This window comes from Kitasatospora sp. NPDC029312, from assembly GCF_055569215.1.
This window is the reverse complement of sequence record NZ_JBVHXY010000023.1, coordinates 21,889-48,027: the sequence shown is the minus strand read 5'-3', so window position 1 is coordinate 48,027 and position 26,139 is coordinate 21,889. Positions and strand designations below refer to the sequence as shown.

The following is a 26,139-nucleotide window of genomic DNA, read 5'->3' as shown; positions in this document are numbered from 1 at the left end:
CACGGTAAGGACGCCGGAAGGGGCGTGCAACCGGATTTCCGGCACCCCGCCCGTCCCGGCTGCCCCCGCCCCCGGTTGCCCCCTCCGCCCCCGGTTCCCGGTCCTCGACGGAGGCCGGGTGCCGATCCGGTGCCGATCCGGTGACAGCTCCGTACCGGTCGGGGGCGGGTGTAAGGACTTCCTTATCCGCATGGCAGACTCCTCACCTGCCGTGCCTGCGGCCTCCGGGGGCCGCACCCGCCGACCGGGCCGCACGGCGGTAGTCAACAGGGGGATTTGAACTCATGTCATCGATATCCCGGCCCAGCCGTGCCGTTCTGGGCGCCTCCGTCGCCGCGCTGACCATGGTGGTCGCCACCGGTTGCGGGCCGGACAACAGCGATCCGGCCGGAGCCGAGACCTCGGCTCCCACCGTCGCGGCGAGCGCCTCCGGCAAGCCGGGCGCGGCCCCGATCAAGCTTCCGACGCTCGAAGAGCTGAAGACCTGGAAGCTCGAGGACTGGGACAAGTGGGCCCAGGCGAACGTCATCACCCCGGCGACCAAGGGCTACTGGACGCTGCAGAAGCTCCTGAACGCCAAGCCGAAGCCGCTGCCCCAGGCCCCGGCCCAGGGCCCGACGCAGGCTCCGACCCAGGCCCCGGCGCAGCCGACCGGCGCGGCCCCGGCCCAGCCCACCGCCGCCCAGCCGCCGGCCGCGCCGGACCAGCCGCCGGCCGTCGTCCCGGCGAAGCCCGTGGCGCACCCGTTCCCGAAGAACATGCACGTCAACGGCAAGATCTTCTTCAAGGACGGCAACGAGGACTACGTCTGCTCCGGCACCGTCGTCTCCGACCCGGCCAACCCGGGCAAGAGCAACCTGGTGTGGACCGCGAGCCACTGCCTGCACGGCGGCAAGGGCAACAAGTACTACACCGACATCACCTTCGCCCCGGCCTTCAACAGCAACGGCGTGCTGAGCAACGGCAACAAGCAGAAGTCCAAGCTGGAGGACGCCGAGCCGTACGGCGAGTGGGGCGCGACCGCCGGCATGGTCTCGCCGCAGTGGACGGCCGAGGCCGACCCGGAGCACGGCGGCCCGTGGAGCCAGTACGACTTCGGCATCATCAAGGTCGCCAACCCGGACCCGAACGGCAAGTCGCTGGAGGAGACCGTCGGCGGTTCGGTGCCGCTGTGGTTCAACGCCCCGCGTGACCAGCTGGCCGCCGTCTCCAACTACGGCTTCCCGGAGGGCAAGCCCTTCGACGGCGTCGAGCTGGAGCACTGCGACGGCGGCAAGCCGGCCGCGAAGACCGGCGACCCGAGCCGTCCGGCGATGCTGATGATCGGCTGCAACATGACCGGCGGCAGCAGCGGCGGCGGCTGGTACGCCACCAAGGACGGCAAGCCGGCCCTGGTCAGCGACACCTCGATCGGCAACGGCGCCAACACCTACGAGGCCGGCCCGTACCTGGAGGACGTCGCGGCGCACATGTTCGACTACTTCTCCAAGAAGGCCAAGTGACCGGTCCCTCCGAGAGGGCCGCGTGACCGGTGCTCGGAAGCCCGGGACCGGCCGAATCGATAGGCCCACGGGTTGACCGGAGACCCACGGGTCGACCGGCCGAACCGGAGACCCGACCGAGTGAGCGCCCCCGGGGGCCGCGGCTGCCACGTCCGCGGCCCCCGGGCTTTTCCGCTGCCGCCCCCGCTCCTCCTACAATCGGCTGCATCATGAGCGCCACACTCGTAGTCAAGGACCTCAGCGCCGGCCACGGCGAACGCACCCTCTTCTCCGGCCTGGACCTGGTCGTCGCCCCGGGCGACGTGATCGGCCTGGTCGGCGTGAACGGCGCCGGCAAGTCGACCCTGCTGCGCCTACTGGCGGGCTTGGACACCCCCGAGGGCGGCACACTGCGGCTCAGCCCGGCGAGCGCCAACATCGGCCACCTCCCGCAGGAGCCGGAGCGGCGCGCGGGCGAGTCGGTGCGCGACTTCCTGGCCCGGCGCACCGGCGTCGCGGCCGCCCAGGCGGCGCTGGACGAGGCCACCGAGGGCCTGGTCGAGGGCCGGGCGGGTGCCGACGACGACTACGCGGCGAGCCTGGACCGCTGGCTGGAGCTCGGCGGCGCCGACCTCGAGGAGCGGGCCGAGGAGGTCGCCGACTCGCTCGGCCTGAAGGTCTCCCTCGACCTGCCGATGACGGCGCTCTCCGGCGGTCAGGCCGCCCGCGCGGGCCTGGCCTCGCTGCTGCTCTCCCGCTACGACGTGTTCCTGCTGGACGAGCCCACCAACGACCTCGACCTGGACGGTCTCGAGCGGCTGGAGGCCTTCGTCAAGGGCCTGCGCGCCGGCACCGTGGTGATCAGCCACGACCGCGAGTTCCTGGCCCGCACCGTGACCAAGGTGCTGGAGCTGGACCTCCACCAGCAGCAGGTCAACCTGTACGGCGGCGGTTACGAGGCGTACCTGGAGGAGCGGGCGGTGGCCCGCCGGCACGCGCGCGAGGAGTACGAGGAGTACGCCGACACCAGGGCCGGGCTGGAGTCCCGCGCCCGGATGCAGCGCGGCTGGATGGAGCACGGCGTGCGCAACGCCCGCCGCAAGTCCTCCGACAACGACAAGATCGGCCGCGCGATGCGGGCCGAGTCCACCGAGAAGCAGGCCTCCAAGGCCCGGCAGACCCAGCGGATGATCGAGCGGCTGGACGTGGTCGAGGAGCCGCGCAAGGAGTGGGAGCTGCGGATGGAGATCGCCACCGCTCCGCGCTCCGGCTCGGTGGTCGCCACGCTGCGCGGGGCCGTCGCCCGGCGCGGCGACTTCGCCTTCGGCCCGGTGGACCTGCAGATCGACTGGGCCGACCGGATCGCCATCACCGGCGCCAACGGCGCGGGCAAGTCCACGCTGCTGGCCGCCCTGCTCGGGCGGCTCGAACTCGACGGCGGCAGCGCCTCCTTGGGCTCCGGCGTGGTCGTCGGCGAGGTCGACCAGGCGCGTGGGCTGTTCCTCGGCGGGGAGCCGCTGTCCGACGCCTTCGCGGCGGCCGTACCGGAGTTCACCCCGGAGGAGGTGCGCACCGTGCTGGCCAAGTTCGGCCTCAAGGCGGCGCACGTGCTGCGCCCGGCCGGCACCCTCTCCCCCGGCGAGCGCACCCGGGCCGCGCTGGCGCTGCTGCAGGCGCGCGGGGTCAACCTGCTGGTGCTGGACGAGCCCACCAACCACCTGGACCTGCCGGCGATCGAGCAGTTGGAGGCCGCGCTCGGCTCCTACACCGGGACGCTGCTGCTGGTCACCCACGACCGGCGGATGCTGGAGACCGTGACGGTGAACCGGCGGATCGAGGTCCGGGACGGGCGGGTGCACGAGCTGTAGCCCGACCGCGGCGAGTTCCGGAAGCGCCCGCGGGGGGAGCTCCGGAAGCGCCCGGGCACCCCGGGATTGGTCTCGACCTCTTCCCGGGCGGGCCGTCATGTGCTGTGCTGTCGCCCATGGTTGACAGCCCAGACGGAGACGCGGCCGGGACGCCGTACCCGACCGTCCCGCTCACCCCGATGACGGTGCCGGCCCACGAGGCCGAGGCCCGCAGCAAGGCCTTCCACGACGTGATGGCACGGCGCCGGACCGTCCGCCAGTTCGCCACCCGGCCGATCCCGGACGGGGTGGTCGAGTGGGCGGTGCGCACCGCGAGCACCGCGCCGAGCGGTGCGCACGTCCAGCCGTGGCGGTTCGTGGTGGTCACCGATCCGGAGCGCAAGCGGCGGCTGCGCGAGGCGGCCGAGGCCGAGGAGCGCGAGTTCTACGGCCACCGGGCCTCGGCGGAGTGGCTGGCCGCGCTGGCGCCGATCGGCACCGACTGGCACAAGCCGTTCCTGGAGGACGCGCCGGCCGTGATCGTGGTGTTCGAGGTGCACAAGGGGCCGCGGTCACCGCGGCCGTACTACACGAAGGAGTCGGTGGGCATCGCGGTCGGGCTGCTGCTGGCCACGCTGCACCAGGCCGGGCTGGCCACGCTGACCCACACGCCGAGCCCGATGAGGTTCCTGAACGAGGTGTGCGACCGCCCGGCGGAGGAGCGGGCCGCCTACGTCATCCCGGTCGGCTACCCGGCCGAGGGGGCGCGGGTGCCGGATCTGCGGCGCAAGGAGCTCGACGAGGTGATGGTCCGGCTCTGACCACCGGCCGTGCGCCGGGTGCGCGGGACGCGCCCCCGGCCGGGCGCGGGCGCGGGTGCCGGATGGTGACAGGTCCGGGCCAAGGACATAATCGCCGCCATGACGCGAGGACAGCCACGGCCCTGCAACCCACCGGAGGTCTCCCCCGGACGCCCGCCCGAGCTGCTCCGGCTGCCCGGCGGCCTGCGCCTGCACCGCCGCCGCAGCACCCACGCGGCGGCGCTGAACCGGGCCGTCCGCGCCAACCTGGACCATCTGCGGCCCTGGATGGAATGGGCGGCCGAGGCTCCCACCCGGGCACGGACCATGGAGCTCACCCGGGCCGGCACGGCCGCCTGGGAGGCCGGCACGGACTTCATGTACCTGGCCGAACTGGACGCCGAACCCGGCCGGGTGGCTGGCGCCTTCGGGCTGCACGGGCGGATCGGCCCGGGTGCGCTGGAGATCGGCTACTGGGTCGCCGCCCGGCACGTCGGCCGCGGCATCGCCACCACCGCGGCCGGTGCGCTGCCCGGGATCGCGCGGGTGGAGATCCGCTGCGACCAGGCGAACCGCGCCAGCGCGGCCGTCCCCCGCAAGCTCGGCTACCGGCTGGAGCGGGTCGCCGAGGCCGCCGTACGGGCTCCGGGCGAGACCGGACGGCAGCTGGTGTGGGTCATGGAGCGCTGACGACGCGGCCCCGGCGGCGGTCAGCTGTAGCGTCCGCCCTCCGCGGCCGGCAGCGCGTCCAGCTCGGCCAGGTCGGCCGCCGAGAGCCGGACGTCCGCCGCGGCCACGTTCTCCACCAGGTAGCGCGGCGTCTTGGTGCCCGGGATCGGGAAGACGTACCGGCCCTGCGCCAGCACCCAGGCCAGGGCGACCTGCGCGGGCGTGGCGCCGACCCGCTCGGCGATCTCCCTGACCTTGGCGACCAGCGCCAGGTTCGTCTTCAGCGCGTCCTGCTGGAAGCGCGGCAGCCGGCGGCGGAAGTCGTCCTCGGGCAGCTCGTCGAAGGAGGAGATGCTGCCGGTCAGGAAGCCACGGCCGAGCGGCGAGTACGGCAGGAAGGCGATGCCCTGCTCCTCGGTGTAGGGCAGCACGTCGGCCAGCACGTCCCGGGTCCACAGCGACAGCTCGGACTGCACCGAGGCGACCGGGTGCACCGCCTGGGCCCGCTTGATCTCCTCGACGGTCACCTCGGAGAGGCCGATCCGGAGCGCCTTGCCGGCCTGGACGGTCTCGGCCAGCGCTCCCCAGGTCTCCTCGATCGGGACGTCCGGGTCGACCCGGTGCAGCTGGTAGAGGTCGACGTGGTCGGTGCCCAGGCGGCGCAGGCTGTCGTCGATCGAACGGCGGACGTGCTCGGGGCTGCCGTCCCGGGCGGCCGCCGCGCCCACCTCGCCGGGGACGATGCCCACCTTGGTGGCCAGGAAGGCTCGCTCGCGGTAGGGGCCGGCCAGCGCGGTGCCGACCACCTCCTCGTTGGTGAAGGGGCCGTACATGTCGGCGGTGTCGATCAGGGTGACGCCGAGGTCCAGGGCCTGGCGGATCACCCCGACCGACCTCTCGTCGTCGCGGTTCCGCACGTCGTAGGCGAAGGTCATTCCCATGCAGCCGAGGCCGATGACGCCGACCTCAGGGCCGTTGCTGCCGAACGAGGCGTTGCGCATGCCAGTGCTCCGATTCGATGTCCGTGGGCTCGTTCACCCTGGGCTGGGCCGCCCTGGGGTGGTTGCCCTGGGTTTGATCACCCCGGGTTCGGTTCGCCCCGGGGTGGATCACGGTGGATTGGATCAACGCGTCCAGCTTTCACCTTCGAGTGCACTCGAGGTCAAGCCCGACCCGGCCTTGGCTTGATCCAGTCACCGAAGCCGCCGTCGAGCACCAGCTCCGCGAGCCGGGCGTAGCCGCCGGCACCCGGGTGGGCGCCGTCCGTCGCCTCCGCCTCGGCCGTCCAGGTCGGATCCTGGGCCAGCGCCTCGGTGACGTCGACGAACGGGACGTCGCGCGAGGCGCAGATTCCGGCCATCGCGGGGACGAGCCGCAGCAGCCGCTCCAGGTGGTCCGCGCCCATGCCGACCACCGGGGGCGGGCCGACCACCAGGGCGGCGATGCCACGCTCGCGGGCGCCGTCGAGCAGGGCGGTGAGGTTGGCCAGGGTGTCCGCGTGGGCGACGCGGGTCGCGCCGCCTTCCACCACCGCGTCGTTGGCGCCGAAGGAGAGCACCAGCCGGTGGTCCGCGCCGGGGAGGGTACGGGCCTCCACCTCGGCCCAGCAGCGCTGCCGCACCTGCGCCGAACTGTTGCGCCGGACACCGAGGTTGAAGGCGCTGGCGTGCGGGGCGGCGGCCTGGAGCACCCGGCCGACCCAGCCACGGAACTCCGGGTCGCCGAGGCCCTGGACGAAGGAGTCGCCGAGGAAGTGGATCCGCGGGCCGTCGAAGGGATCGTGCGGTGTTCGTATGGTCATCGGGCCAACGTAGAGGTGCGAGCGGGGCGCGCGCCTCCGGGTTTCACCACGTCCACCTGGGCCTGGACCTGCTCCGCCGCCGTCTCCTCAGCCGCAGTCTCCGCCGCCGCAGCCGCGAGTCGGGCCGCCAGTTCCTCCGCCAGTCGCGCGGCGGGTCCCCGGCGGCGGCGGGCGAGGGCCACGCCCAGGTGCCGGCGCGGGCCGGGCTCGGCGAGCGGGAGGGCGGCCAGGTCCGGGTGCCCGGTCAGCCCGATCTCGGGAATCAGCGCGATACGCCTGCGCGGACCAGGGACTGGGCGAACTCGTAGTCCGTCGCGGTGCAGGAGATCCGCAGGTCGACGCCGGCCAGGGCGGCGTGGCGGGCGAGCTGGCCTGCGGACTTGCGACAGCCCAGGATCCAACGCTGGTCGGCGAGTTCGGCCAGGTGCAGCGGCTCGGGGCGGAGCCGGTAGCCGGCCGCGACCGGGTGGTGGCGCGGCAGCACGACCCGCAGCGGGTCCTCGCCGAGCGGCGTCCAGTCCAGCCCGGAGCGGTCGCCGGGGCGGGCGGGCGGCGGGCCGTCCAGGTGGTAGGCGAGGGCGAGGTCGGCCCGCCCCTCGCGGACGGCGGGCAGGCTCTCCTCCGGCTCCGCCTCCAGGATCGTCAGTTCCACCTCCGGGTGGTCGGCGACGAACCCGCCGAGCGCCGCGGGCAGCAGCCGCCGGCCGCCGCTGGTGAAGGCGGCTACAGCGAGGGCGGTGCGCTCGGCGGTCAGCTTCCCGATGCGCTGCGCGGTGTCGGCCAGTTCGGCGGCGATCGCGTCGGCGGCCTCCACCAGCAGGCGCCCCGCCTCGGTGAGCGTGACCCCGCGCGTGGAGCGCTCCACCGCGGGCGCACCGAGGCCGCGTTCCAGCGCGGCGATCTGCTGCGACACCGCCGAGGGTGTGCAGTGCAGCGCCGCGGCCGCCTGGTTGAAGCTGCCGCAGCGGGCGACCTCCCGCAGCACCGCGAGCCGCTGAACGTCGATCAACAGTTCTCCTAATGACGAGGCATTCGAAGCGACACTACCGCTGTCGACCCGGCCACGGCAGGCTGATCACCGGGAACGGGCAGTACCGGACCGGGAGGGGAACGAGAGCGTGGACGTGTGCGTGATCGGCGGCAGCCGCCACTTCGGAAGACGGGTGGTCGAGGAACTGCGGGCGGCGGGCGCGGCGGTGACCGTCGTCAACCGCGGCTCGGCGCCCGCGCCGCCGGGCGTCACCCACCTGCGCGCCGACCGCGACGACGAGACCGCGCTGCGAGCGGCGCTCGCCGGCCGGCGCTTCGACGCGGTGGTCGACCAGGTCTGCTACACGCCCGTCCAGGCGGCCGTGGCCGCCCGGGTCTTCGCCGACCGCACTCCGCGCTACGTGCTGACCTCCACCGTCGAGGTCTACGCCCACCTCGGCCGCCCCGGCGGACCGGCCCTCGCCGAACCGGCCCTCGACCTGTCGGCCCAGTCGGTGGACCTCCGACTCCCCTGGCACGACCGGGCGTTCCTGGAGGACCACTACGGCGACGGCAAACGCCAGGCCGAGGCCCTGCTCACCCGGCAGGCGCCCTTCGACCTCGTCACCGTGCGCACCGCGCACGTCCTCGGCGGCGCCGACTTCACCGGGCGGCTGGCGCACTACGTGGAGCGGATCGAGCGCGGCCTGCCGATCGCCGTCCACTCGGCGCCGCAGCGCGCGTCCTTCGTCTCCGCCGCGGAGATCGCCCGCTTCCTGGCCTGGACCGCGACCGCCGACTTCACCGGCCCGGTCAACGCCGCCTCCCACGGAACGCTCGACGTCCGCGAGTTGTGCGCGGCCGTGGCGCGGGAGACCGGCACCGAGCCGAGGCTCGTCACCGGGGCCGGTGAACCGCCCTCGCCGTTCTCCTTCGACCGCTGCTACCCGATGGACACCGGCCGGGCGGCCCGCCTCGGTTTCCGCTTCTCCCCGATCACCGACTGGCTGCCCCAGGCCGTCAAGGAGTCCCGCCGATGACCACCGCCCCCGCTCCGACCCGCACCATCGGCGGCACCCCGGTGCGCGCCATCGGCCTCGGCGCCATGCCACTGTCGGTGGAAGGCCGCCCGGACGAGGACCAGGCGGTCGCCGTGATCCACTCCGCCCTGGACGCGGGCGTGACGCTGATCGACACCGCCGACAGCTACCACTGGCACGCCGGCGAAACCGGCCACAACGAACGCCTGATCGCCCGGGCGCTCGCCGCCCACCGCGGCGGCGGACCGGACGAGGTCCTGATCGCCACCAAGGGCGGCCGGGGCCGCCCCGGCGACGGGACGTGGACGGTCAACGGCGACCCGCGCCACCTGCGCCGGGCGGCCGAGGCCTCCGCCGCCCGCCTGGGCGTCGAGACCATCGGCCTCTACCAGCTCCACAAGCCCGACCCGGCCGTCCCCTTCGCCGATTCCGTCGGCGCGCTGCGGGAGCTCGCCGACGCCGGGACCATCCGGATGGTGGGCCTGTCCAACGTGGACCGCGGGCAGATCCGCACCGCGCACGAGATCCTCGGCGCACGCCTGGTCTCCGTGCAGGACCGCTTCTCCCCCGCCCACCAGGGCGCCCGCGACACCCTGGACCTCTGCACCGAACTGGGCCTGGCCTTCCTGCCCTGGAGCCCGCTCGGGGGGATCTCGCCCAGCGCCGTCGACGACCCGGGCACCGGCGCACCCAGCGCGGACACCCCCTTCCACGCCCTCGCCCGGGCCCGCGGCGTCAGCCCCCAACGGATCTGCCTCGCCTGGCACCTGGCGCAGTCCCCCGCCGTCATCCCGATTCCCGGCGCCCGCCGACCGGCGTCCATCCGCGACTCGGCCGCGGCGGCCGAACTCACCCTGTCCGCCAGGGAACTGGCGGAGCTGGGGGGACTGACACCCCGTCCTTAAAGCACCCCTAAAACCTGCCCTCGACGGGTTCCCGGACGCCACAAGCGCTTGACGTGCCCAGCTGGTCTAGTCCAGTTTGATCCTCAGCACCGCGCTCCTCCCCGCACCGGACCAGCCCCCACGCTGCCGCCCGCCCCGCACCCCTGCCCGGAGCGGGGCGGCCCACCGTCCCGAGAGGCACCCCCATGCCCAGTGCGCTCCAGCACGCCCCCACGCACCGCCGTCCGGCCGGCCGGCCCACACTGCTGAGCCTCGCCGCCGCCACCGCGCTCGCCGCCGGCGGCCTCGCCGCCCTGGCCGGGAACGCCGGCGCCGCCGACGGAAACCTGCTCGCCAACGCCGGGTTCGAGAGCGGCGCCCTCGCCCCGTGGAGCTGTTCCGCCGGGACGGGCGCCATCGTCGGCTCCGGTGCGCACAGCGGGAGCCACGCGCTCAAGGGGGCGGTGAGCAACAGCGACACCGCGCAGTGCGGGCAGACCGTGAGCGTCCAGCCCAACACCGCCTACCACCTGAGCGCGTGGGTCCAAGGGCAGTACGTCTACCTCGGCGCGACCGGCAGCGGCGTCACCGACCCGGCCACCTGGACCGTCGGCGGCCCCGGCTGGCAGCAGCTGTCCACCGGTTTCACCACCGGCCCGAACACCACCAGCGTCACCGTCTACCTCCACGGCTGGTACGGACAGGGCGCCTACCTCGCCGACGACATCACGCTCACCGGCCCCGGCGGCGGCCCCAGCACCCCGCCGCCCACCGGCACCCCGACCGCAACACCCACCGGGACACCCACGGGCACGCCCACCGGCGGCCCGACCACCCCGCCGCCGAACGTCGCGCTGCCCGTCGCCCCGTACATCGACATGGGCGCGTGGCCCACCCCGTCCATGCCCGACATGGCCACGTCGGGCGGCGTCAAGGGCTACACCATGGGCTTCGTCACCGGCGTCGGCTGCAAGGCCAGCTGGTTCAACGCCTATGACCCGCGCACCGGCTGGGCCAAGGACCAGGTGGACGCGCTGCGCGCGGCCGGCGGCGACGTCAAGCTCTCCTTCGGCGGCGCCAGCGGCACCGAACTCGCCGCCGCCTGCGGCTCGGTGGACTCGCTGTTCACCGAGTACGACGCCGTGGTCAGGGCCTACGGCCTGCGCTACGTCGACTACGACATCGAGGGTGCGGCGATCGCCGACACCGCCTCCAACGACCGCCGTTCCGCCGCGCTCGCCAAGCTCCAGCAGGCCCACCCCGGCCTCAGGGTCTCGCTCACCCTGCCGGTCCTGCCCGAGGGCCTGACCAGCGACGGCGTCGCGATCGTCAAGTCCGCCCGGGACGCCGGGGTCGACCTCGACCTGGTCAACGTCATGGCGATGGACTACTACCGGCCCGGCACCGACTACGGCAACGCCGCCGTCCAGGCCGCCCAGTCGCTCTTCGGCCAGCTCAAGGCGCTCTACCCGGCGAAGACCGACGCCCAGCTGTGGGCCATGGTCGGGGTCACCCCGATGATCGGCGAGAACGACGACCACCAGGTCTACGACCAGGCCGCCGCCCAGCAGTTGGTGACCTTCGCCCAGCAGCACCACCTCGGCCTGCTGGCCTTCTGGGACGCCACCCGGGACGCCAACGCCTGCACCGGCGGCTCGCTGTCGAAGTGCACCGACATCCCGCAGCAGCCGTACGAGTTCGCGAAGATCTTCAGCCGGTACACCGGCTGAGTCCGACGTCCGGGGCGCCGGTGGGCCGGGGGGCCGCCGGCACCCCGGGCACCTTCGACCGGGGGCACGGCGGGTGACCGCCGCCCGCCCGCCCGGCCTCCGCGGCAGGCCGACCAGCCCGGTCACGCCGAGCGAAATTGGCATCTCATCGGCCCGGACCGTCGATTACAGTCCGTCCCACCTGTACGGCACGAGGGGGCGGACATGACGGTCCGGGACGACCACGACCAGCTCAGCACGATCTTTCCGACCGGCGACGCCGCCTGCGCGGCCGGCTTCACCCCCGAGGAACTCGCCGCGTTCAGCCGCACCCTGGGCCGGCTGCGCGCCCTCCCGCCGCACGACCGCACCCGGCTGCACGTCGAGCGGCAGCTCAGCTCCTTCGTCATGGAGAGCCGCAAGCGCCGCCGCCAGGAGGCCAAGCAGGCCGTCCGGGAGGCCGACGCCGAGCTGCTCGCCGCCACCGCGACCGGCGCCCGGCACCGGCGCGAGGACGCGCCGCTCGCCCCGGTCACCGCCGGGCCGGTCGGCGAGCTGGTGACCCCGCGCAAGTGCTACGTCTGCAAACGGGCGTACCGCCAGGTCGACGGCTTCTACCACATGCTCTGCCCGGACTGCGCGGCCGACAACACCGCCCGCCGGCGCCTGAGCACCGACCTGCGGGGCCGCCGGGCGCTGCTCACCGGGGGGCGGGTGAAGATCGGCTTCCAGCTCGCGCTGATGCTGCTGCGGGACGGCGCGGAGCTGATCGTCACCAGCCGGTTCCCCCAGGACACCGTGCGGCGCTTCCGGGCCGCCGAGGGCAGCGAGCGCTGGTGGGACCGGCTGACCGTGGTCGCCATCGACCTCCGCGACCCGCGCCAGGTCCTCGGGCTGACGGAGGAGTTGCGGGCGCAGGGCTGCCCCCTGGACATCCTGGTCAACAACGCCGCGCAGACCCTGCGCCGCCCGCCCGAGTCCTACGCCCTGCTCGCCGCGGGCGAGTCCGCCGCGCTGCCCGCGGCCGACCGCCGGGCGATCACCCACGCCCCCGGCTTCCGCCCGCTCTCCGGCTCCGGCGCCCAAATCACCAGCCGACCGGGGTCGTTGCTCGACTTCACGGACGAGGCCGGACTGCTGCCCGATCTCGCACCAGCCAACTCCTGGTCTGCCACGCTCGGTTCGCTCGACCCGGCCGAGGTGCTGGAGACCCAGCTGGTCAACGCCCTGGCTCCGGCCCTGCTCTGCGACCGGCTGCTGCCGCTGCTGCTCGCCTCCGGGCACCCGGCGCGCTACATCGTCAACGTCACGGCGGTGGAGGGCCGGTTCGCGGTCCGCAACAAGACCGCGCGCCACCCGCACACCAACATGGCCAAGGCCGCGCTCAACATGCTCACCCGCACCAGCGCGGCCGACCTCGCCACCCGGGGCGTGCACATGTGCGCCGTCGACACCGGCTGGATCACCGACGAGAACCCGGCGCCGAAGAAGACCCGGATCGCCGCCCGGGGCTTCCGCACCCCGCTGGACGTGGTGGACGGCGCGGCCCGCGTGTACGACCCGATCGTGCGCGGCGAGGCCGGGCATCCCGTGTCGGGGGTGTTCCTGAAGGACTACCGGGTGGCGGAGTGGTGACGGGCCGGTTGTCGTAGCAGCCGGCTCGGCCCGGGTCCGGCCCTTGAGAGGGCCAGGGTCCGGGCCGGGGCCGGCCGGGTCGGGTCGCGTCGGCTCGGGCGGTGTGGTCAGCGGCCGGTGGGCAGGTTGGCCCCGCCGGTGCAGTCGAGGACCACGCCGGTGACGAAGGTGTTCGCCGCCAGCATGTGGATCGCCCGGGCCACGTCCTCGGGGCGGCCGACCCGCCCGACCGGGGTGGTGGCGGCCAGGCCGTCGAACAGGGCGGTGCGCTGCTCGGCCGGGACGCGGTCCCACCACGGGGTGTCGATGACACCGGGCGAGACGGCGTTGACCCGCAGCGGGGCGAGCTCGACGGCCAGCGGCGGGACCATCGCCTCCAGGGCGCCGTTGATGGCGGCCAGACCGGCGGTGCCGGGGATGGCGGCGCGCGCGGAGGCGGCGGTGATCAGGGTGACCGAACCGTCCTCGCGCAGGTGCGGCAGCGCCCCCTGGAGGACGCGGACCTGCGCCCAGAACTTGGCGTCGAAGCCGGCGGCGAGGTCGGCCAGGTCGAGCCCGGCGAACGGACCGCTGCCGGCCGCGCCGCTGACCGCGACCACCAGGTGGTCCACGCCGCCGAGTTCGGCGAAGAAGGCGGCGATGGCGGCCGGGTCGGTCGCGTCCACCTGCTGACCGGTGGTCTTGCCGCCGATCCGCGCCACGGCGGCGTCCAGCCGCTCGCGGCCGCGGCCGGTGATCACGACCTCGGCGCCGTCCGCCGCGAAGGCGGCGGCCGCCGACTCGCCGATGCCCGAGCTGCCGCCCATCACGACGACGCGCTGTCCGGCGAAGAGGTTTGACGCAGTGCTCATGGTGGTCGGCCTTTCCGGCTTGTCTGGGGCTCTTGTCGAGACCGTCGGTTCTGACAATGATGGTTGTCGAGACTGTTAGTCTTGTCAAGTGGGGCATCAAGGAAGGGACACCACGATGAGCGAGACCGACGCCCGAGCTGACACCCGAACCAACTCCCGAGCCGGGCAGGGCTCGTCCGCGCGCCCCCACACCGGCCGCCGCCGCAACGAGGCCGCCCAGCGGGCGATCCTGGACGCCGCACTGCAGCTGCTGGCCGAGTCCGACGGCACCCCCGTCACCGTCGACGCCATCGCCCGTACGGCCGGCGTCGGCAAGCAGACCGTCTACCGCTGGTGGCCCTCCAAGGGCGCGGTGCTGCTCGACGCCCTCACCGACCGCGCCGACCAGGGCGTCTCCGGCCCCGACACCGGCGCCCTCCACACCGACCTGCGCGCCTTCGTCGCCACCACCTTCGCCGCCGCCCAACGCGGCACCACCGCCTCCGCGCTGCGGACCGTCGTCCGCGAGGCCGCCCGCGACCCGCACCTGGCCGAACTGATGCAGACCTTCACCGCCACCCGCCGCACCGCCCTGCTGGACCTGCTGTCCCGGGGGCGCGAGCGCGGCGAACTCGCGGCGGACGCCGACCTGGACCTGATCGTCGACCAGGTCTACGGGGTCTTCTGGTACCGCTTCCTGCTCGGCCACGGCCCCCTGGACGACACCGTCGCCGAGCACCTGGCCGACTCCCTGGTCGCCGGGAACCGGGCCGGTCCGGCCACCTGAGCAGTCAGCGGGGCGGTCGGCGAGTACGGCCGGACGCACCGAGCACGCGCGAACCCCTGCGCGGGACGTCGGACCCGCCGACTTCCCGTGCACACGGGGTTCACGCGGTACGGCGTCGGCGGCGGTGATAGGCGACGGCCAGGGCGATGGTGATCGGCCCCCAGAGCATCGCCGGACCGATACAGACGCGGGCCAGGAGCAGCCACCAGCCGTTGCTGAAGCCGACCTCGTCGATCACGCCGAACCAGGCGAGCGGCTCCAGGCCGAACAGCCCGAAGAGCACCAGCCCGCCCAGCACCGCCGGGACGACCGCCGCGAGCGGCGGCACCCGGCGCCCCCGCAGGACCGGCACCCAGCGCGGGAACACCTCGCCCCAGCCGCTGACCAGCCCCAGGGTGAGCAGCGCCACCGCCTCGGTGAGCAGGCTCAGGCCGAACACGTACGGGGTGGCCCACCAGACGTAGCCGGGGGCGTCCGGATCGACCGTGCCCATCCGGAAGTCGAAGGCGAACGGCAGCCGCCACAGGCAGTGCGGGAGGACCACGAACGGTAGGGCCTGGGCGAGGCGCAGGGCCCAGCGGGGGACGGGGCTTTCGGTGTCACCGACCGGGATGTTCATCAGCATGGGTCCACCGTCACCGACCGCGCCCCGCCCGCACCTCGTGCGCGTGGTCGATCCCGCTCGGCCCCGCTCCCCCGCCGGAGTGATCCACGGGTGCGCCGACAGGCCGACGCCGCCCCGCTCCGGACGCTCCGGCCGGGCCTGTTCCAGCCGCGCGGCGACGGTGCCCGGCTCGGCTCGGCTCGGCTCGGCTCGGCTCGGCTCGGCTACGAGAACGCTTCCAGCGCCACCTGGTCCGGTGCCATCCGGTCCAGCCGCCGGCACCGGCAGGAGGCCGCGCAGAACTCCACCGCACCACGCCAGTTGAACCGGTCGGCGGCCCTGTCGCGCTGGGCGAACACCTTCTCCCGGCGCCGCTCCACCTGCTGCAGCACGTCCTTGCGGTCGCGCTTGGAGAGCCGGTCCACGTACAGCTGCCCGTCGAGGTGGTCCGTCTCGTGCTGGAGGCAGCGGGCGAAGTAGCCGGTGGCCTCGATGGTGCGGGCGCGGCCGTGCCGGTCGTAGCCGTGGACCACGGCCCGGGCCGGGCGGGCCAGTCGGGTGGTGGCGCCGGGGACGGAGAGGCAGCCCTCCTGGTCCTCGATCAGCGGCCGTCCGGGAGCCTGGGCCTCGACCACGGGATTGAGCAGGTGGCCGGTGTGGCGGACGCCGTCGTCGTCGGGGCAGTCGTAGACGAACAGGCGCAGGTCCACGTCGACCTGGTTGGCGGCGAGCCCGCAGCCGTCGGCGACGTACATGGTCGCGAACATCGAGTCGATCAGCCGGTCCAACTCCTGGCTGCCGAAGTCCCGTTCGGTCGCGGGGCGGCAGGGGCCGTGCAGGATCGGCTCCCCCGCCTCGGTGATCCGCAGGACGGGTGGACGTTCAGGCAGGCCGGTCACGGACGCTCCCTCAGGACGGCGGACTTGTCAAGGACTTTGCAAAGTAGCAGACTTTGCAAAGTGACTGAAGATCCCGCCCGAACCGGCACCCTCCCCGAGCACGCCGTACGGACCGCACTCCTGGAGCTGCTGGCCGAACACGGCACCCTCACCTCCACGGAGGCGGCCGCCCACCTCGGGCACAGCTCCGGGCTGTGCTCGTTCCACCTGCGGCAGCTGGCCCGCTTCGGACGGATCGAGGAGGCCCCCGCGAGCGACGGCCGCGCCCGGCCCTGGCGACTGCCGCAACCCCCACAACCCGAACCGCCGCCCGCAGCCGAAGAATTCGGCGAGCTGGCGCGCGGCCTGGAGGACGAGAGCCACCGCCGCTGGCTGGCCCGGCGTGCCGAGGCCCCGGCCGACTGGCAGCAGGACGAGGCCTTCAGCACCGTCGTCTACCTGACCCCCGCCGAGCTGACCGCCCTCGGCGAAGCCGTCCGCGGACTCCTCGCCCGCTACCGCGGCCGCGAGGCCGACCCGGCCACCCGCCCCGCCGACGCCCGCCCGGTCGCCGCCGTCACCCGGCTCTTCCCGCTGCTCCCCGACGAACAGCCGTAGTGGCCGCCGCGACCCGCAGCAGCGGAACGGCCGCGGCCGGAGCTCACACCGAGCGCACCCGGGCCCTGGTCACCGTCCGCCCCACCGGCCCGGCCACCAACCCCAGCGCCGCCCCGAGCACGACCCCCTGCACGCCGTCCCAGACGTCCTGCACATCGCAGCTGCGCCCGATCACCGGCACCGCGTACTGCAACGCCGACACCGCGAACGGCAGCGCGGCGGTGCCCAGCAGCGCCACCGCCGCCCGCCGCCGCGTCCCGGCCAGGGCGGCGGCGAAGCCCACCGGGGCGTAGGTCGCCAGTTTGAGCTCGATGTGCCGCACGTGCAGCAGTTCGTACGGTGAGCGCGGCCGGCCGCCCCGCACCGTGCAGTGCCGCACGGCGTCCTCGGACAGCCGGAAGGCCTCCGGCAGCAGCGTCGCCACGACCACCCCGCCGAGTCCGAGCAGCAGCAGGAAGCCGACCACCCAGTGGGCCCGCAGCAGCCGCCCCACCGGCCGGTTCAGCAGAGCCGCCGGCACCAGCGAGAGCAGCAGCCCGGGCCAGAACATCGGCATCCCGCCGAGCACCGCACTGATCACGCCTCAACGGACGCCCCGCACGTCCGCCCGGTTCTGCCCTCCGCGGCCCGGCCTGCGCGCCGGAGACGCAGCGGGCCGGGGCGGGGCCGGGGGCGGGGGCGGGAGCCGAGCTCAGTGCGGGATCGCGGTGATCAGCTCCTGCGCCCCCTGCCGCTTGAGCGCCAGGGCCACCGAGGTGCCGAGGTCCTCGGGGCTGAGCGCGCCCGCCCACTCGTGGGCGTCCAGCACCCGCTTGCCGTCCGGGGTGAAGACCCGGCCGCGCAGCGAGAGGCGGCCGTCCGGCTCGGCCTTGGCGTAGCCGGCGATCGGGCTGTTGCAGTGGCCCTGCAGCACGTGCAGGAACATCCGCTCGGCCGCCGCCTCGCGCCAGGTGTCGTGGTGGCCGAGCCCGGTGACGGCCTCGATGGTCGCGGCGTCGTCCTCCCGGCACTGCAGGACGAGGATGCCGGCGCCGATCGGCGGGCACATCTGCTCGACGCCGAGGACCTCGGTGATCCGCCCCGGCTCGCCGATCCGCTCCAGGCCGGAGACGGCGAGCAGCAGGGCGTCGACGTCCCCGGCCGCCAGCTTGGCCAGCCGGCTGTTGGCGTTGCCGCGGATCGGGACGCATTCCAGTTGCGGGTGGGAGGCGGCGAGTTGGGCGATCCGGCGGACGGAGGAGGTGCCGATCCGGGTGCCTGGCGGGAGTTCGGCGAGGGTCAGGCCGCCGGGGTGGACCAGTGCGTCGCGGATGTCGTCGCGGCGCAGGTAGGCGGCGAAGACGGTGCCGGCTGGCAGCGGGCGGTCGGCGGGCACGTCCTTGAGGCAGTGCACGGCGACGTCGGCCTCCCCGGCGAGCAGCGCGGCGTCGACCTCCTTGGTGAACGCGCCCTTGCCGCCCAGCTGGGCGAGGTCGCCGGTCCAGCGGTCGCCCGAGGTGGTGACCGGCACGACCTCGGTGCGCAGGCCGGGGTGCAGGGCGGCGAGTTCGGCGCGGACCCGCTCGACCTGGGCGAGCGCCATGGGTGAGGAGCGGGAGACGATGCGGATCAGCTCAGCGGTGGCCATGGCGCGATGATAGGCGCTCGAACACCGCTGGTTGTCGGGGCGTCAGCCGCCCGGCCGAACGAGCCGAACGAGCCGAGCAGGCCGAGCTGTGAACCACCCGACCGTCGCCGTGAGCGGGTCCACGGTGAAGACGCACGTCGCCCGGATCTTCACCGAGTCGAACCTGCGCGACCGGGCCCGGGCGGTGGTGCCCGCCGACGAGACCGGACTCGTCTCACCCGATCGACACCGGCCGATCCGCCAAGTCCCATAAGGGCCGCGACAATTCACCTGACAATCAGCCATCTCACTCAATCGAGGGAACAGCTCGGCGGATTCACATCTTTGCCAGCCCATGGGGGAACATCTGCATTCCGCGCCCGAACCGCGACGCCGCACCGTTCGGGCGCCACCACCCCGGCATGACGATGACAATTGGACAGGCCCGTGACCACCACCGCCCCCGTGTGGGACTGCCCCTTCCACCACACCGACGGTCTGGAGTTCGACCCCCTCCTCAAGCGGCTGCTCACCGAGGCCCCGATCGCCAGGATCCGACTGCCGTACGGTGCGGGCGAGGCCTGGCTCGCCACCCGCTACGAGGACGTCAGGGTGGTCACCACCGACCGCCGGTTCAGCCGCGCCGCGGGCATCGGACGGGACCTGCCCCGGATGACGCCCGCCCCGATCGCCCAGGCCGAGGCCATCAACCTGATGGACCCGCCCGCCCACAACAGGCTGCGCCGCCTGGTCGCCCAGGGGTTCACCAACCGCCAGGTGGAGCGGATGCGCCCCAGGACGCAGGACGTCGTCAACGGCTACCTGGACGACATGGAGGAGCACGGCGCCCCGGCCGACCTGGTCCGTTTCCTGTCCAGCCGGCTCCCGCTGCACACCATCTGCGAGCTGCTGGACATCCCGCCGCAGGACCGCGCCCGGCTGCGGACGTGGGCCGTCGCGATGATGCGGATGGGCCCGGGCAGCCGGGAGGGCCAGGAGGAGGCCAAGGCCGGGCTGCGCGGCTACTTCACCGAGCTCACCGCCGCCCGCCGCGCCGATCCCGGCGAGGACCTGATCAGCGCGCTCGCCACGGCCCGCGACGGCGAAGAGCTGCTGGACGACCAGGAGTTGGCCGTCATGGCGATGGTGCTGCTGGTGACCGGCCACGACACCAGCACCTACCAGCTCAGCAACATCACCTACACCCTGCTCACCCACCCCGAGCAGCTCGCCAAGCTCCGCGCCCGCCCGGAGACGCTGCCGCAGGCCCTGGAGGAACTGCTGCGCTTCATCCCGTTCCGCCAGGGCGTGGGCATCGCCCGGGTAGCCGTCGAGGACGTGGAGCTGGGCGGGGTGCTGATCCGGGCCGGCGAGGCCGTGCACGTGTCCTACCTCGCCGCCAACCGGGACCCAGCGGTCTACGAGCGCCCGGACGAGCTGGACCTCGACCGCGGCGTGCCCACCCACATGGCCTTCGGCCACGGCCAGCACCACTGCCTCGGCTCGCACCTGGCCCGGATGGAGCTGCAGGTGGCGGTCGGTACCCTGCTGCGGCGCTTCCCCCGGCTGCGCCTGGCCGTCGATCCGTCCGAACTCGACTGGAACTCCGGCTCCATCTGGCGCTTCCCGCAGTCCCTGCCCCTCGCCTGGTGACCTCCCGCGCCCGGCGCGCCCTCCGGACGGCCGCCGAGCGACTCCCGCACACCCTTCCACGCACACCACCGGCCCGCCGCCAGGCCGCCACCGGCACGCCACGGCCGCCCCCACGGGGAGACCCACACCATGGCCACACTCTGCCGCCCCGCCGTCGCCGTGCCCGAGCACGTCATCACCCTCGACGAGACCCTCGACCTGGCCCGCACCCTGCACGCCGGCCACCCCCAACTCGGCCTGGCACTGCGGCTGATCGAGAACACCGGGGTGCGGACCCGGCACCTGGTCCAGCCGATCGAGCAGACCCTCACCCACCCGGGTTTCACCGTACGCAACCAGGTGTACGAGCGGGAGGCCAAGGCCCGCGTCCCCGAGGTGGTCGAACGCGCCCTGTGTCACGCCGAGTTGGCTGCCCGGGACATCGATCTGATCGTCTACGTCTCCTGCACCGGCTTCATGATGCCGTCGATGACGGCCTGGCTGATCAACACCATGGGGTTCCGTTCCGACACCCGCCAGGTGCCGATCGCCCAGCTCGGCTGCGCGGCCGGCGGCGCCGCCGTCAACCGGGCGCACGACTTCTGCCGCGCCTACCCGGGCGCCAACGTGCTGATCGTGGCCTGCGAGTTCTGCTCGCTCTGCTACCAGCCGAGCGACCTCGGCGTCGGCTCACTGCTCTCCAACGGCCTGTTCGGGGACGCGATCGCGGCCGTGGTGATGCGCGGCCACGGCGGCTGCGGGGTGAGCGTCGAGCGCAACGGCTCCCACCTCGTGCCGGACACCGAGAACTGGATCTCCTACGGGGTCGAGGACACCGGCTTCCACTTCCAGCTGGACAAGCGGGTGCCCGGCACCATGGAGCTGCTCGCTCCCGCGCTGCGCGCCCTGGCCGGGCAGCACGGCTGGGACGCCTCCGGACTGGGCTTCTACATCGTGCACGCGGGCGGCCCGCGGATCCTGGACGACCTATGCCGCTTCCTGGACGTGCAGCCCGCGATGTTCCGCTACAGCCGGGCCACGCTCACCGAACGCGGCAACATCGCCAGCGCCGTCGTCTTCGACGCCCTCGCCCGGCTGTTCGCCGACGGCGGTGTGCCCGAGGGCACGCCCGGGCTGATCGCCGGATTCGGGCCGGGCATCACCGCCGAGATGTCGCTGGGGAGTTGGGTGGGCGCCCCGGTGGAGCCGGTGCGCCGCCGGCCGCGCGCCGCGGCCACCTCCGACATCGCCCTCGTCCATCAGAGCGCTCCCCGCCGTTTTCCGGCCGGCACTACGATCACCGAATGACCGACACCACGGACCGCACTGGGGCCAGAAACCGCACGGACACCACGGACCGCACCGGCAGCAAGGACCCCACCGGCAGCACGGATCTCACCGGCAGCACGGATCTCACCGACCCTGCCGACACCGCCGACACCGCCGTCAGGGCCACCGAACTCGCCGCCCGGTTCCCCGCGTTGCACGCACCGCAGTACTGGGCCTGGGGCCGCTACGACGCGCGGTTCTCCACTGTGCTGCCGCCGGACGCCCTGGTCACCAACATCCACCTGGTCGGCTTCGCGGACGGCGGCGTGGTGCTGTGCCGGGACGACCGCGACCACTGGTTCCTGCCCGGCGGCACCCGGGAGCAGGGCGAGTCCGTCGCCGCCTGTCTGGCCCGCGAACTGCGCGAGGAGGCCGGCGCCCGGCTGCTCGGCGAGCCTGCCTGGCTGGGCGCGCACCGCTGCCGCACCGACGACCCGGTGCCGTACCGGCCGTGGCAGCCGCACCCGGAGAAGGCCTGGCTGTGGGGCTGGGGCGAGGTCGTACTGGACTCCACGCCGACCAACCCGGCGGACGGCGAGCAGGTGGTGGAGGTCCGGGCCGTCCCGGCCGCCGAGGCGCAGCGGCTGCTGCTCACCGGGCACGACGCGTGGTGGGGCGAGCTGATCGGGCTCGCGGTGGAGCTGCGCGAGCGGGCCGGCCGGGGCTGAGGCGCCGCGCCGGCACCGCCGGCGGAGGTGTTCCGGTGACTGCGGGAGCTCACTGGAACGGTGGAACACAGAACCATGGTGTCCGTTTTGCGATGATATGACTCGACCATGGACACCTACGCGTTGGCCTCTTCGCTGGCCGGGGACTACCCGCTGCTCAACATCTTCTGGACGATGCTGGAGCTGTTCCTCTGGGTGCTGTGGTTCTTCCTGCTGTTCAAGATCATCACGGACATCTTCCGCAGCCACGACCTCAGCGGCTGGGGCAAGGCCGGCTGGCTGATCCTGGTGATCCTCCTGCCGCTGATCGGGATCCTCGCGTACCTCATCGCCCGTGGTCAGAGCATGGGCAGGCGGGACGTCGAACAGGCCCAGCAGACCGATGCGGCGCTCCGGGCCTACATCCAGGACGCGGCCGGAACGCCACCGGAGGGCGGCGGCCGCGGCCACGTCGAGGACCTGGCGAGGCTGGCGGACCTGCGCGACCGGGGCGCCATCTCCGACGAGGAGTACCGCAAGGCCAAGGACAAGCTCCTGGCGTGACCGGACACGACGGCCGGGGCCGGTGGGCGCATCCCGCACCCACCGGCCCCGGTCGTGCCGGCCACCGCCGCTGCCGTGCGCTCAGCGCCGCCCGGAGCGCCGGGCGGCCGAGCCGCCGTCGCCGCCACCGGTCAGGCCCGCGCGGCGCAGCGCGTCCGCCATGGCGCTGTTCGCCGGCGCGCCACCGCCGAAGCCGCCCCGGTCCGCCGGACCACCCTGGCCACCCCGGTCCTGGCCGCCGCGGCCGCCCTGACCGCTCTGCCCGCCCTGACCGCCGCCTTGGCCCGCGCCGCGCCGCTCCTGGCGCGGCGGACGGGCCTGCCGGTCACCCCGGTCGCCGCCCCGGTCGCCGCGCTCGCGACCGACCTCGTCGTCCAGCCGCAGGGTCAGCCCGATCCGCTTGCGCGGCACGTCCACCGAGAGCACCCGGACCTTGACGATGTCCCCGGGCTTGACCACCTCGCGCGGGTCCTTGACGAAGTTCCTGGACAGCGCGGAGACGTGCACCAGCCCGTCCTGGTGGACGCCCACGTCGACGAAGGCGCCGAAGGCCGCGACGTTGGTGACCACGCCCTCCAGCACCATGCCGACCTCGAGGTCGCCGATCTTTTCGACGCCCTCCTTGAAGACGGCGGTGCGGAAGGCCGGGCGCGGGTCGCGGCCCGGCTTGTCCAGCTCGCCGAGGATGTCGGTGACGGTCGGCACGCCGAAGGTGTCGTCGGCGAAGTCCGCCGGGCGCAGCGCGCGCAGCCGCTCGCCGTTGCCGATCAGCTCGCGCAGCTCCCCGCCGGTCGCGGCGAGGATGCGGCGCACCACCGGATAGGCCTCCGGGTGCACGCTGGAGGCGTCCAGCGGGTCGTCCCCGCCGGGGATGCGCAGGAAGCCCGCGCACTGCTCGAAGGCCTTCGGGCCGAGCCGGGCGACGTCCTTGAGCTGCCGGCGGGTGCGGAACGGGCCGTTGGCGTCGCGGTGGGCCACGATGTTGTCCGCCAGCGTGGCGGTGATGCCGGAGACCCGGGTGAGCAGCGGCGCCGAGGCGGTGTTGACGTCCACGCCGACGGCGTTGACGCAGTCCTCGACGACGGCGTCCAGCGAGCGGGAGAGCTTCACCTCGCTCAGGTCGTGCTGGTACTGGCCGACGCCGATCGACTTGGGGTCGATCTTGACCAGTTCGGCCAGCGGGTCCTGGAGGCGGCGGGCGATGGAGACCGCGCCGCGGATCGACACGTCCAGCTCCGGCAGTTCCTGCGAGGCGAACGCGGAGGCCGAGTAGACGGAGGCGCCGGCCTCGCTGACCATCGCCTTGGTGAGCTTCAGCTCCGGGTGGCGCTTGAGCAGGTCCTCGGCGAGCTTGTCGGTCTCCCGCGAGGCGGTGCCGTTGCCGATCGCGATCAGGTCGACGTCGTGCTTCTTCGCCAGCGCGGCCAGGGTGTTCAGCGCCGCGTCCCACTTGTTGGCGGGCTGGTGCGGGTAGATCGTCTCGTGGGCGACGACCTTGCCGGTGGCGTCCACCACCGCGACCTTCACACCGGTGCGGAAGCCCGGGTCCAGGCCCATGGTGGCGCGGGTGCCGGCCGGGGCGGCCAGCAGCAGGTCGCGCAGGTTGGCGGCGAACACACGCACCGCCTCGTCCTCGGCCTCGGCGCGCAGCCGGGCGCGCAGGTCGAGGCCGAGCCGGACCAGGATCCGGGTGCGCCACGCCCAACGGACGGTGTCGCCCAGCCACTTGTCGGCCGGGCGGCCGCGGTCGGCGATGCCGAAGCGGGCGGCGATGCGCTGCTCGTAGTCGTTGGCACCGGGCAGGTCGCCCTCGGTGTCGCCGTCGTAGGGCGAGAGTTCGAGGTCCAGCACCTCCTCCTTCTCACCGCGCAGCATGGCCAGGATGCGGTGCGAGGGTAGCTTGGTGTAGGGCTCGGCGAAGTCGAAGTAGTCGGCGAACTTGGCGCCGTCGGCCTCCTTGCCGTCGCGGACCCTGGCGACCAGCCGGCCCCGGGTCCACATCCGCTCGCGCAGCGAGCCGACCAGGTCGGCGTCCTCACCGAAGCGCTCGACCAGGATCGCCCGGGCGCCCTCCAGCGCCGCCGGGGCGTCCGCCACCGACTCGTTGAGGTACCCGGCGGCGAGCGCCACCGGGTCCTGCGTCGGGTCGGCGAGCAGGGTGTCGGCCAGCGGCTCCAGACCGGCCTCGCGGGCGATCTGCGCCTTGGTGCGCCGCTTGGGCTTGAACGGCAGGTAGATGTCCTCCAGCCGCGCCTTGGAGTCGGCGGCGAGCACCTGGGCGCGCAGCGCGTCGTCCAGCTTGCCCTGGGCCTCGATCGACTCCAGGACGGCCGCCCGGCGCTCCTCCAGCTCGCGCAGGTAGCGCAGCCGCTCCTCCAGGGAGCGCAGCTGGGAGTCGTCGAGCGAGCCGGTGACCTCCTTGCGGTAGCGGGCCACGAAGGGGACGGTCGCGCCGCCGTCGAGCAGGTCGACGGCCGCCTTCACCTGCCCCTCGCGGACCCCCAGTTCCTCGGCGATCTTCCGCTCGATCGCCTGCTGGGCCCGTCGGGCCCCCTGTTCGACTGAGGTGGTCACGAAGCCGGTCACCTTCTCCTTCAGTGCTTTCGCCGTACGCCCTGCATTCTGGCAGGTACCGGTGACGGCTCCCGGACGCGCCCGGGGCGGCGGGCGTGGCGCGGCCCGGCGGTGATACCAACCGGACTGGAGCGGGGTCCAGTTGGGGGCGGGCCCCGGGATTGGCGAGCGAACCGGCCCGGTAGTTCGGGAATCCGGCTGAAGGGCGGCGGTCCGCGCTGTACGCTGCCGGGCATGTGCGCTGCCGCCCGGATGCACCCCGAGGAACCGGTCGTCGACGCGGCCCTGGTACGGCGGTTGATCTCCGCCCAGTTCCCCCAGTGGGCGGGCCTTCCCGTCACACCCGTCACACCCGGCGGGTCGGCCGGGTCCGCCGGGACGGACAACGCGATGTTCCGGCTCGGGCCCGAACTCGCCGTCCGGCTGCCCCGGGTGGAGTGGGCGGCCGGTGGCGTCCGCCGGGAGCACCGGTGGCTGCCCGGGCTTGCGCCGCGACTGCCGCTGCCCGTCCCCGCACCGGTCGCCGTCGGCCGCCCCGCCGCGGGCTACCCGTGGGAGTGGTCGGTGCTGCGCTGGCTGGACGGCGTCAACCCGGCGGTCGGCGCCCTCGCCGCGCCCGGGGCACTGGCCCGCGACCTGGCCGGCTTCGTCAACGCCCTGCGCGCCGCCGACCCCGCGGGCGGCCCGCCCGGCCCCCGCAGCGTCCCGCTCGCCTCCCGGGACGGCGCCACCCGCGCCGCGATCGCCCAGCTCTCCGGCACCGTCGACGCTGCGGCCGCAACCGCCCTGTGGGACAAGGCCCTTCAGCTCCCCGAGTACGACGGCCCACCGGTCTGGATGCACGGCGACCTGACCCCGGGCAACCTGCTGCTCTCCAGAACCGGCCGGCTGGCCGCCGTCCTCGACTTCGCCCTGATGGGCGTCGGCGACCCCACCGCCGACCTGATCGCCGCCTGGTACCTGCTCCCCGCCTCCGCCCGCCCCGCCTTCCGGGCCGCCGTGCGCGCGGACGACGCGATGTGGGCCCGCGCCCGCGCCTGGGCCTTCTCCATCGCGCTGGTGACGATCCCGTACTACCGCCACACCGACCACGCCCGCACCGCCAACGCCCGGCACGTCGTCCGCGAGGTCCTCACCGACCGCAGCATGTGACCGGCGGGTGCCCCGACGCGGGGTACCCGGGCTCTGCACGGCGGGTCTCGTGATGCCAGTGGGCGCACGGTCCCAGTGGGCGC

25 protein-coding genes are annotated in these 26,139 nt (G+C 73.9%); 16 read left to right on the top strand and 9 right to left on the bottom strand.

The window, feature by feature from the left end:
- The first annotated feature begins 284 nt into the window (after nucleotides 1–284).
- The 4 genes from ACZ4WV_RS20130 (at nucleotide 285) to ACZ4WV_RS20115 (ending at nucleotide 4,818) form a co-directional block, all read left to right on the top strand.
- Nucleotides 285–1,502: a trypsin-like serine peptidase gene (locus ACZ4WV_RS20130; protein ID WP_465748490.1), complete on the top strand. Its 1,218-nt coding sequence runs from the start codon at nucleotides 285–287 to the stop codon at nucleotides 1,500–1,502.
- 209 nt (nucleotides 1,503–1,711) lie between these two features.
- Nucleotides 1,712–3,349, top strand: a complete 1,638-nt coding sequence (locus ACZ4WV_RS20125; protein ID WP_465748488.1) for an ABC-F family ATP-binding cassette domain-containing protein — start codon at nucleotides 1,712–1,714, stop codon at nucleotides 3,347–3,349.
- A 116-nt stretch (nucleotides 3,350–3,465) separates the two neighbouring features.
- On the top strand, nucleotides 3,466–4,149 hold the full coding sequence (locus ACZ4WV_RS20120; RefSeq protein ID WP_465748486.1) for a nitroreductase family protein: 684 nt from the start codon (nucleotides 3,466–3,468) through the stop codon (nucleotides 4,147–4,149).
- A 99-nt stretch (nucleotides 4,150–4,248) separates the two neighbouring features.
- On the top strand, nucleotides 4,249–4,818 hold the full coding sequence (locus tag ACZ4WV_RS20115) for a GNAT family N-acetyltransferase (RefSeq protein WP_465748484.1): 570 nt from the start codon (nucleotides 4,249–4,251) through the stop codon (nucleotides 4,816–4,818).
- 20 nt (nucleotides 4,819–4,838) lie between these two features.
- On the opposite strand, the gene ACZ4WV_RS20110 is transcribed toward ACZ4WV_RS20115, so the two are convergent.
- From ACZ4WV_RS20110 to ACZ4WV_RS20100, 3 genes are all read right to left on the bottom strand, one after another.
- Entirely contained in the window at nucleotides 4,839–5,798 is a 960-nt protein-coding gene (locus tag ACZ4WV_RS20110; RefSeq protein WP_465748482.1) for an aldo/keto reductase, read from the bottom strand.
- A 161-nt stretch (nucleotides 5,799–5,959) separates the two neighbouring features.
- A complete protein-coding gene (locus tag ACZ4WV_RS20105) occupies nucleotides 5,960–6,598 on the bottom strand; it encodes a GDSL-type esterase/lipase family protein (protein ID WP_465748480.1) in 639 nt (212 codons plus the stop codon).
- Nucleotides 6,599–6,860: 262 nt separating this feature from the next.
- Nucleotides 6,861–7,607 (bottom strand): LysR family transcriptional regulator, encoded by a 747-nt coding sequence (locus ACZ4WV_RS20100; protein WP_465748478.1) that lies wholly within the window; start codon nucleotides 7,605–7,607, stop codon nucleotides 6,861–6,863.
- A gap of 109 nt (nucleotides 7,608–7,716) precedes the next feature.
- Between ACZ4WV_RS20100 and ACZ4WV_RS20095 the strand changes: the two genes are divergently transcribed.
- The 4 genes from ACZ4WV_RS20095 to ACZ4WV_RS20080 all read left to right on the top strand — a co-directional run bounded on the left by ACZ4WV_RS20095 (nucleotide 7,717) and on the right by ACZ4WV_RS20080 (nucleotide 12,835).
- The gene (locus ACZ4WV_RS20095; protein WP_465748476.1) at nucleotides 7,717–8,607 is read left to right on the top strand and encodes an NAD-dependent epimerase/dehydratase family protein; all 891 of its coding nucleotides are present in this window, start codon (nucleotides 7,717–7,719) and stop codon (nucleotides 8,605–8,607) included.
- Nucleotides 8,604–9,512: an aldo/keto reductase gene (locus ACZ4WV_RS20090; protein ID WP_465748474.1), complete on the top strand. Its 909-nt coding sequence runs from the start codon at nucleotides 8,604–8,606 to the stop codon at nucleotides 9,510–9,512. Before ACZ4WV_RS20095 ends, ACZ4WV_RS20090 begins: the two co-directional genes overlap by 4 nt.
- A gap of 185 nt (nucleotides 9,513–9,697) precedes the next feature.
- Nucleotides 9,698–11,221 (top strand): carbohydrate binding domain-containing protein, encoded by a 1,524-nt coding sequence (locus ACZ4WV_RS20085; protein ID WP_465748472.1) that lies wholly within the window; start codon nucleotides 9,698–9,700, stop codon nucleotides 11,219–11,221.
- A gap of 204 nt (nucleotides 11,222–11,425) precedes the next feature.
- The gene (locus ACZ4WV_RS20080; RefSeq protein WP_465748470.1) at nucleotides 11,426–12,835 is read left to right on the top strand and encodes an SDR family NAD(P)-dependent oxidoreductase; all 1,410 of its coding nucleotides are present in this window, start codon (nucleotides 11,426–11,428) and stop codon (nucleotides 12,833–12,835) included.
- A gap of 107 nt (nucleotides 12,836–12,942) precedes the next feature.
- Here the strand turns inward: ACZ4WV_RS20080 and ACZ4WV_RS20075 are convergent, their stop codons facing one another.
- Nucleotides 12,943–13,686 carry an SDR family oxidoreductase gene (locus ACZ4WV_RS20075; protein ID WP_465748468.1) on the bottom strand — a complete coding sequence of 248 codons (744 nt, stop codon included), beginning with the start codon at nucleotides 13,684–13,686 and terminating at the stop codon, nucleotides 12,943–12,945.
- Between the two features lie 115 nt (nucleotides 13,687–13,801).
- Here ACZ4WV_RS20075 and ACZ4WV_RS20070 point away from each other — a divergent pair, with 115 nt between their 5' ends.
- Entirely contained in the window at nucleotides 13,802–14,452 is a 651-nt protein-coding gene (locus ACZ4WV_RS20070) for a TetR/AcrR family transcriptional regulator (RefSeq protein WP_465748466.1), read from the top strand.
- Between the two features lie 100 nt (nucleotides 14,453–14,552).
- Here ACZ4WV_RS20070 and ACZ4WV_RS20065 read toward each other — a convergent pair whose 3' ends face one another.
- Both ACZ4WV_RS20065 and def read right to left on the bottom strand, forming a co-directional pair.
- A complete protein-coding gene (locus ACZ4WV_RS20065; protein WP_465748464.1) occupies nucleotides 14,553–15,077 on the bottom strand; it encodes a hypothetical protein in 525 nt (174 codons plus the stop codon).
- Nucleotides 15,078–15,280: 203 nt separating this feature from the next.
- Nucleotides 15,281–15,955 carry a peptide deformylase gene (gene def, locus ACZ4WV_RS20060; protein ID WP_465748462.1) on the bottom strand — a complete coding sequence of 225 codons (675 nt, stop codon included), beginning with the start codon at nucleotides 15,953–15,955 and terminating at the stop codon, nucleotides 15,281–15,283.
- 60 nt (nucleotides 15,956–16,015) lie between these two features.
- Here def and ACZ4WV_RS20055 point away from each other — a divergent pair, with 60 nt between their 5' ends.
- Nucleotides 16,016–16,552 (top strand): winged helix-turn-helix transcriptional regulator, encoded by a 537-nt coding sequence (locus ACZ4WV_RS20055; RefSeq protein ID WP_465748460.1) that lies wholly within the window; start codon nucleotides 16,016–16,018, stop codon nucleotides 16,550–16,552.
- Nucleotides 16,553–16,595: 43 nt separating this feature from the next.
- On the opposite strand, the gene ACZ4WV_RS20050 is transcribed toward ACZ4WV_RS20055, so the two are convergent.
- On the bottom strand, nucleotides 16,596–17,132 hold the full coding sequence (locus ACZ4WV_RS20050; protein WP_465748458.1) for a VanZ family protein: 537 nt from the start codon (nucleotides 17,130–17,132) through the stop codon (nucleotides 16,596–16,598).
- A gap of 111 nt (nucleotides 17,133–17,243) precedes the next feature.
- A complete protein-coding gene (gene hemC / locus ACZ4WV_RS20045) occupies nucleotides 17,244–18,179 on the bottom strand; it encodes a hydroxymethylbilane synthase (protein ID WP_465748456.1) in 936 nt (311 codons plus the stop codon).
- 88 nt (nucleotides 18,180–18,267) lie between these two features.
- On the opposite strand from hemC, the gene ACZ4WV_RS20040 reads away from it, so the two are divergent.
- The 5 genes from ACZ4WV_RS20040 (at nucleotide 18,268) to ACZ4WV_RS20020 (ending at nucleotide 22,330) form a co-directional block, all read left to right on the top strand.
- A complete protein-coding gene (locus tag ACZ4WV_RS20040) occupies nucleotides 18,268–18,432 on the top strand; it encodes a hypothetical protein (protein WP_465748454.1) in 165 nt (54 codons plus the stop codon).
- A gap of 173 nt (nucleotides 18,433–18,605) precedes the next feature.
- Nucleotides 18,606–19,811 carry a cytochrome P450 gene (locus ACZ4WV_RS20035; protein WP_465748452.1) on the top strand — a complete coding sequence of 402 codons (1,206 nt, stop codon included), beginning with the start codon at nucleotides 18,606–18,608 and terminating at the stop codon, nucleotides 19,809–19,811.
- Between the two features lie 129 nt (nucleotides 19,812–19,940).
- Entirely contained in the window at nucleotides 19,941–21,098 is a 1,158-nt protein-coding gene (locus ACZ4WV_RS20030) for a type III polyketide synthase (protein WP_465748450.1), read from the top strand.
- Complete coding sequence (locus ACZ4WV_RS20025) at nucleotides 21,095–21,787, top strand: NUDIX domain-containing protein (RefSeq protein ID WP_465748448.1); 693 nt, start codon at nucleotides 21,095–21,097, stop codon at nucleotides 21,785–21,787. The genes ACZ4WV_RS20030 and ACZ4WV_RS20025 overlap by 4 nt, the downstream gene beginning before the upstream one ends.
- 108 nt (nucleotides 21,788–21,895) lie before the next feature.
- A complete protein-coding gene (locus ACZ4WV_RS20020) occupies nucleotides 21,896–22,330 on the top strand; it encodes an SHOCT domain-containing protein (protein ID WP_465748446.1) in 435 nt (144 codons plus the stop codon).
- An 81-nt stretch (nucleotides 22,331–22,411) separates the two neighbouring features.
- On the opposite strand, the gene ACZ4WV_RS20015 is transcribed toward ACZ4WV_RS20020, so the two are convergent.
- Complete coding sequence (locus ACZ4WV_RS20015; protein WP_465748444.1) at nucleotides 22,412–24,904, bottom strand: Tex family protein; 2,493 nt, start codon at nucleotides 24,902–24,904, stop codon at nucleotides 22,412–22,414.
- 234 nt (nucleotides 24,905–25,138) lie between these two features.
- On the opposite strand from ACZ4WV_RS20015, the gene ACZ4WV_RS20010 reads away from it, so the two are divergent.
- Entirely contained in the window at nucleotides 25,139–26,056 is a 918-nt protein-coding gene (locus tag ACZ4WV_RS20010; protein WP_465748442.1) for an aminoglycoside phosphotransferase family protein, read from the top strand.
- The last annotated feature ends 83 nt before the right edge of the window (nucleotides 26,057–26,139 follow it).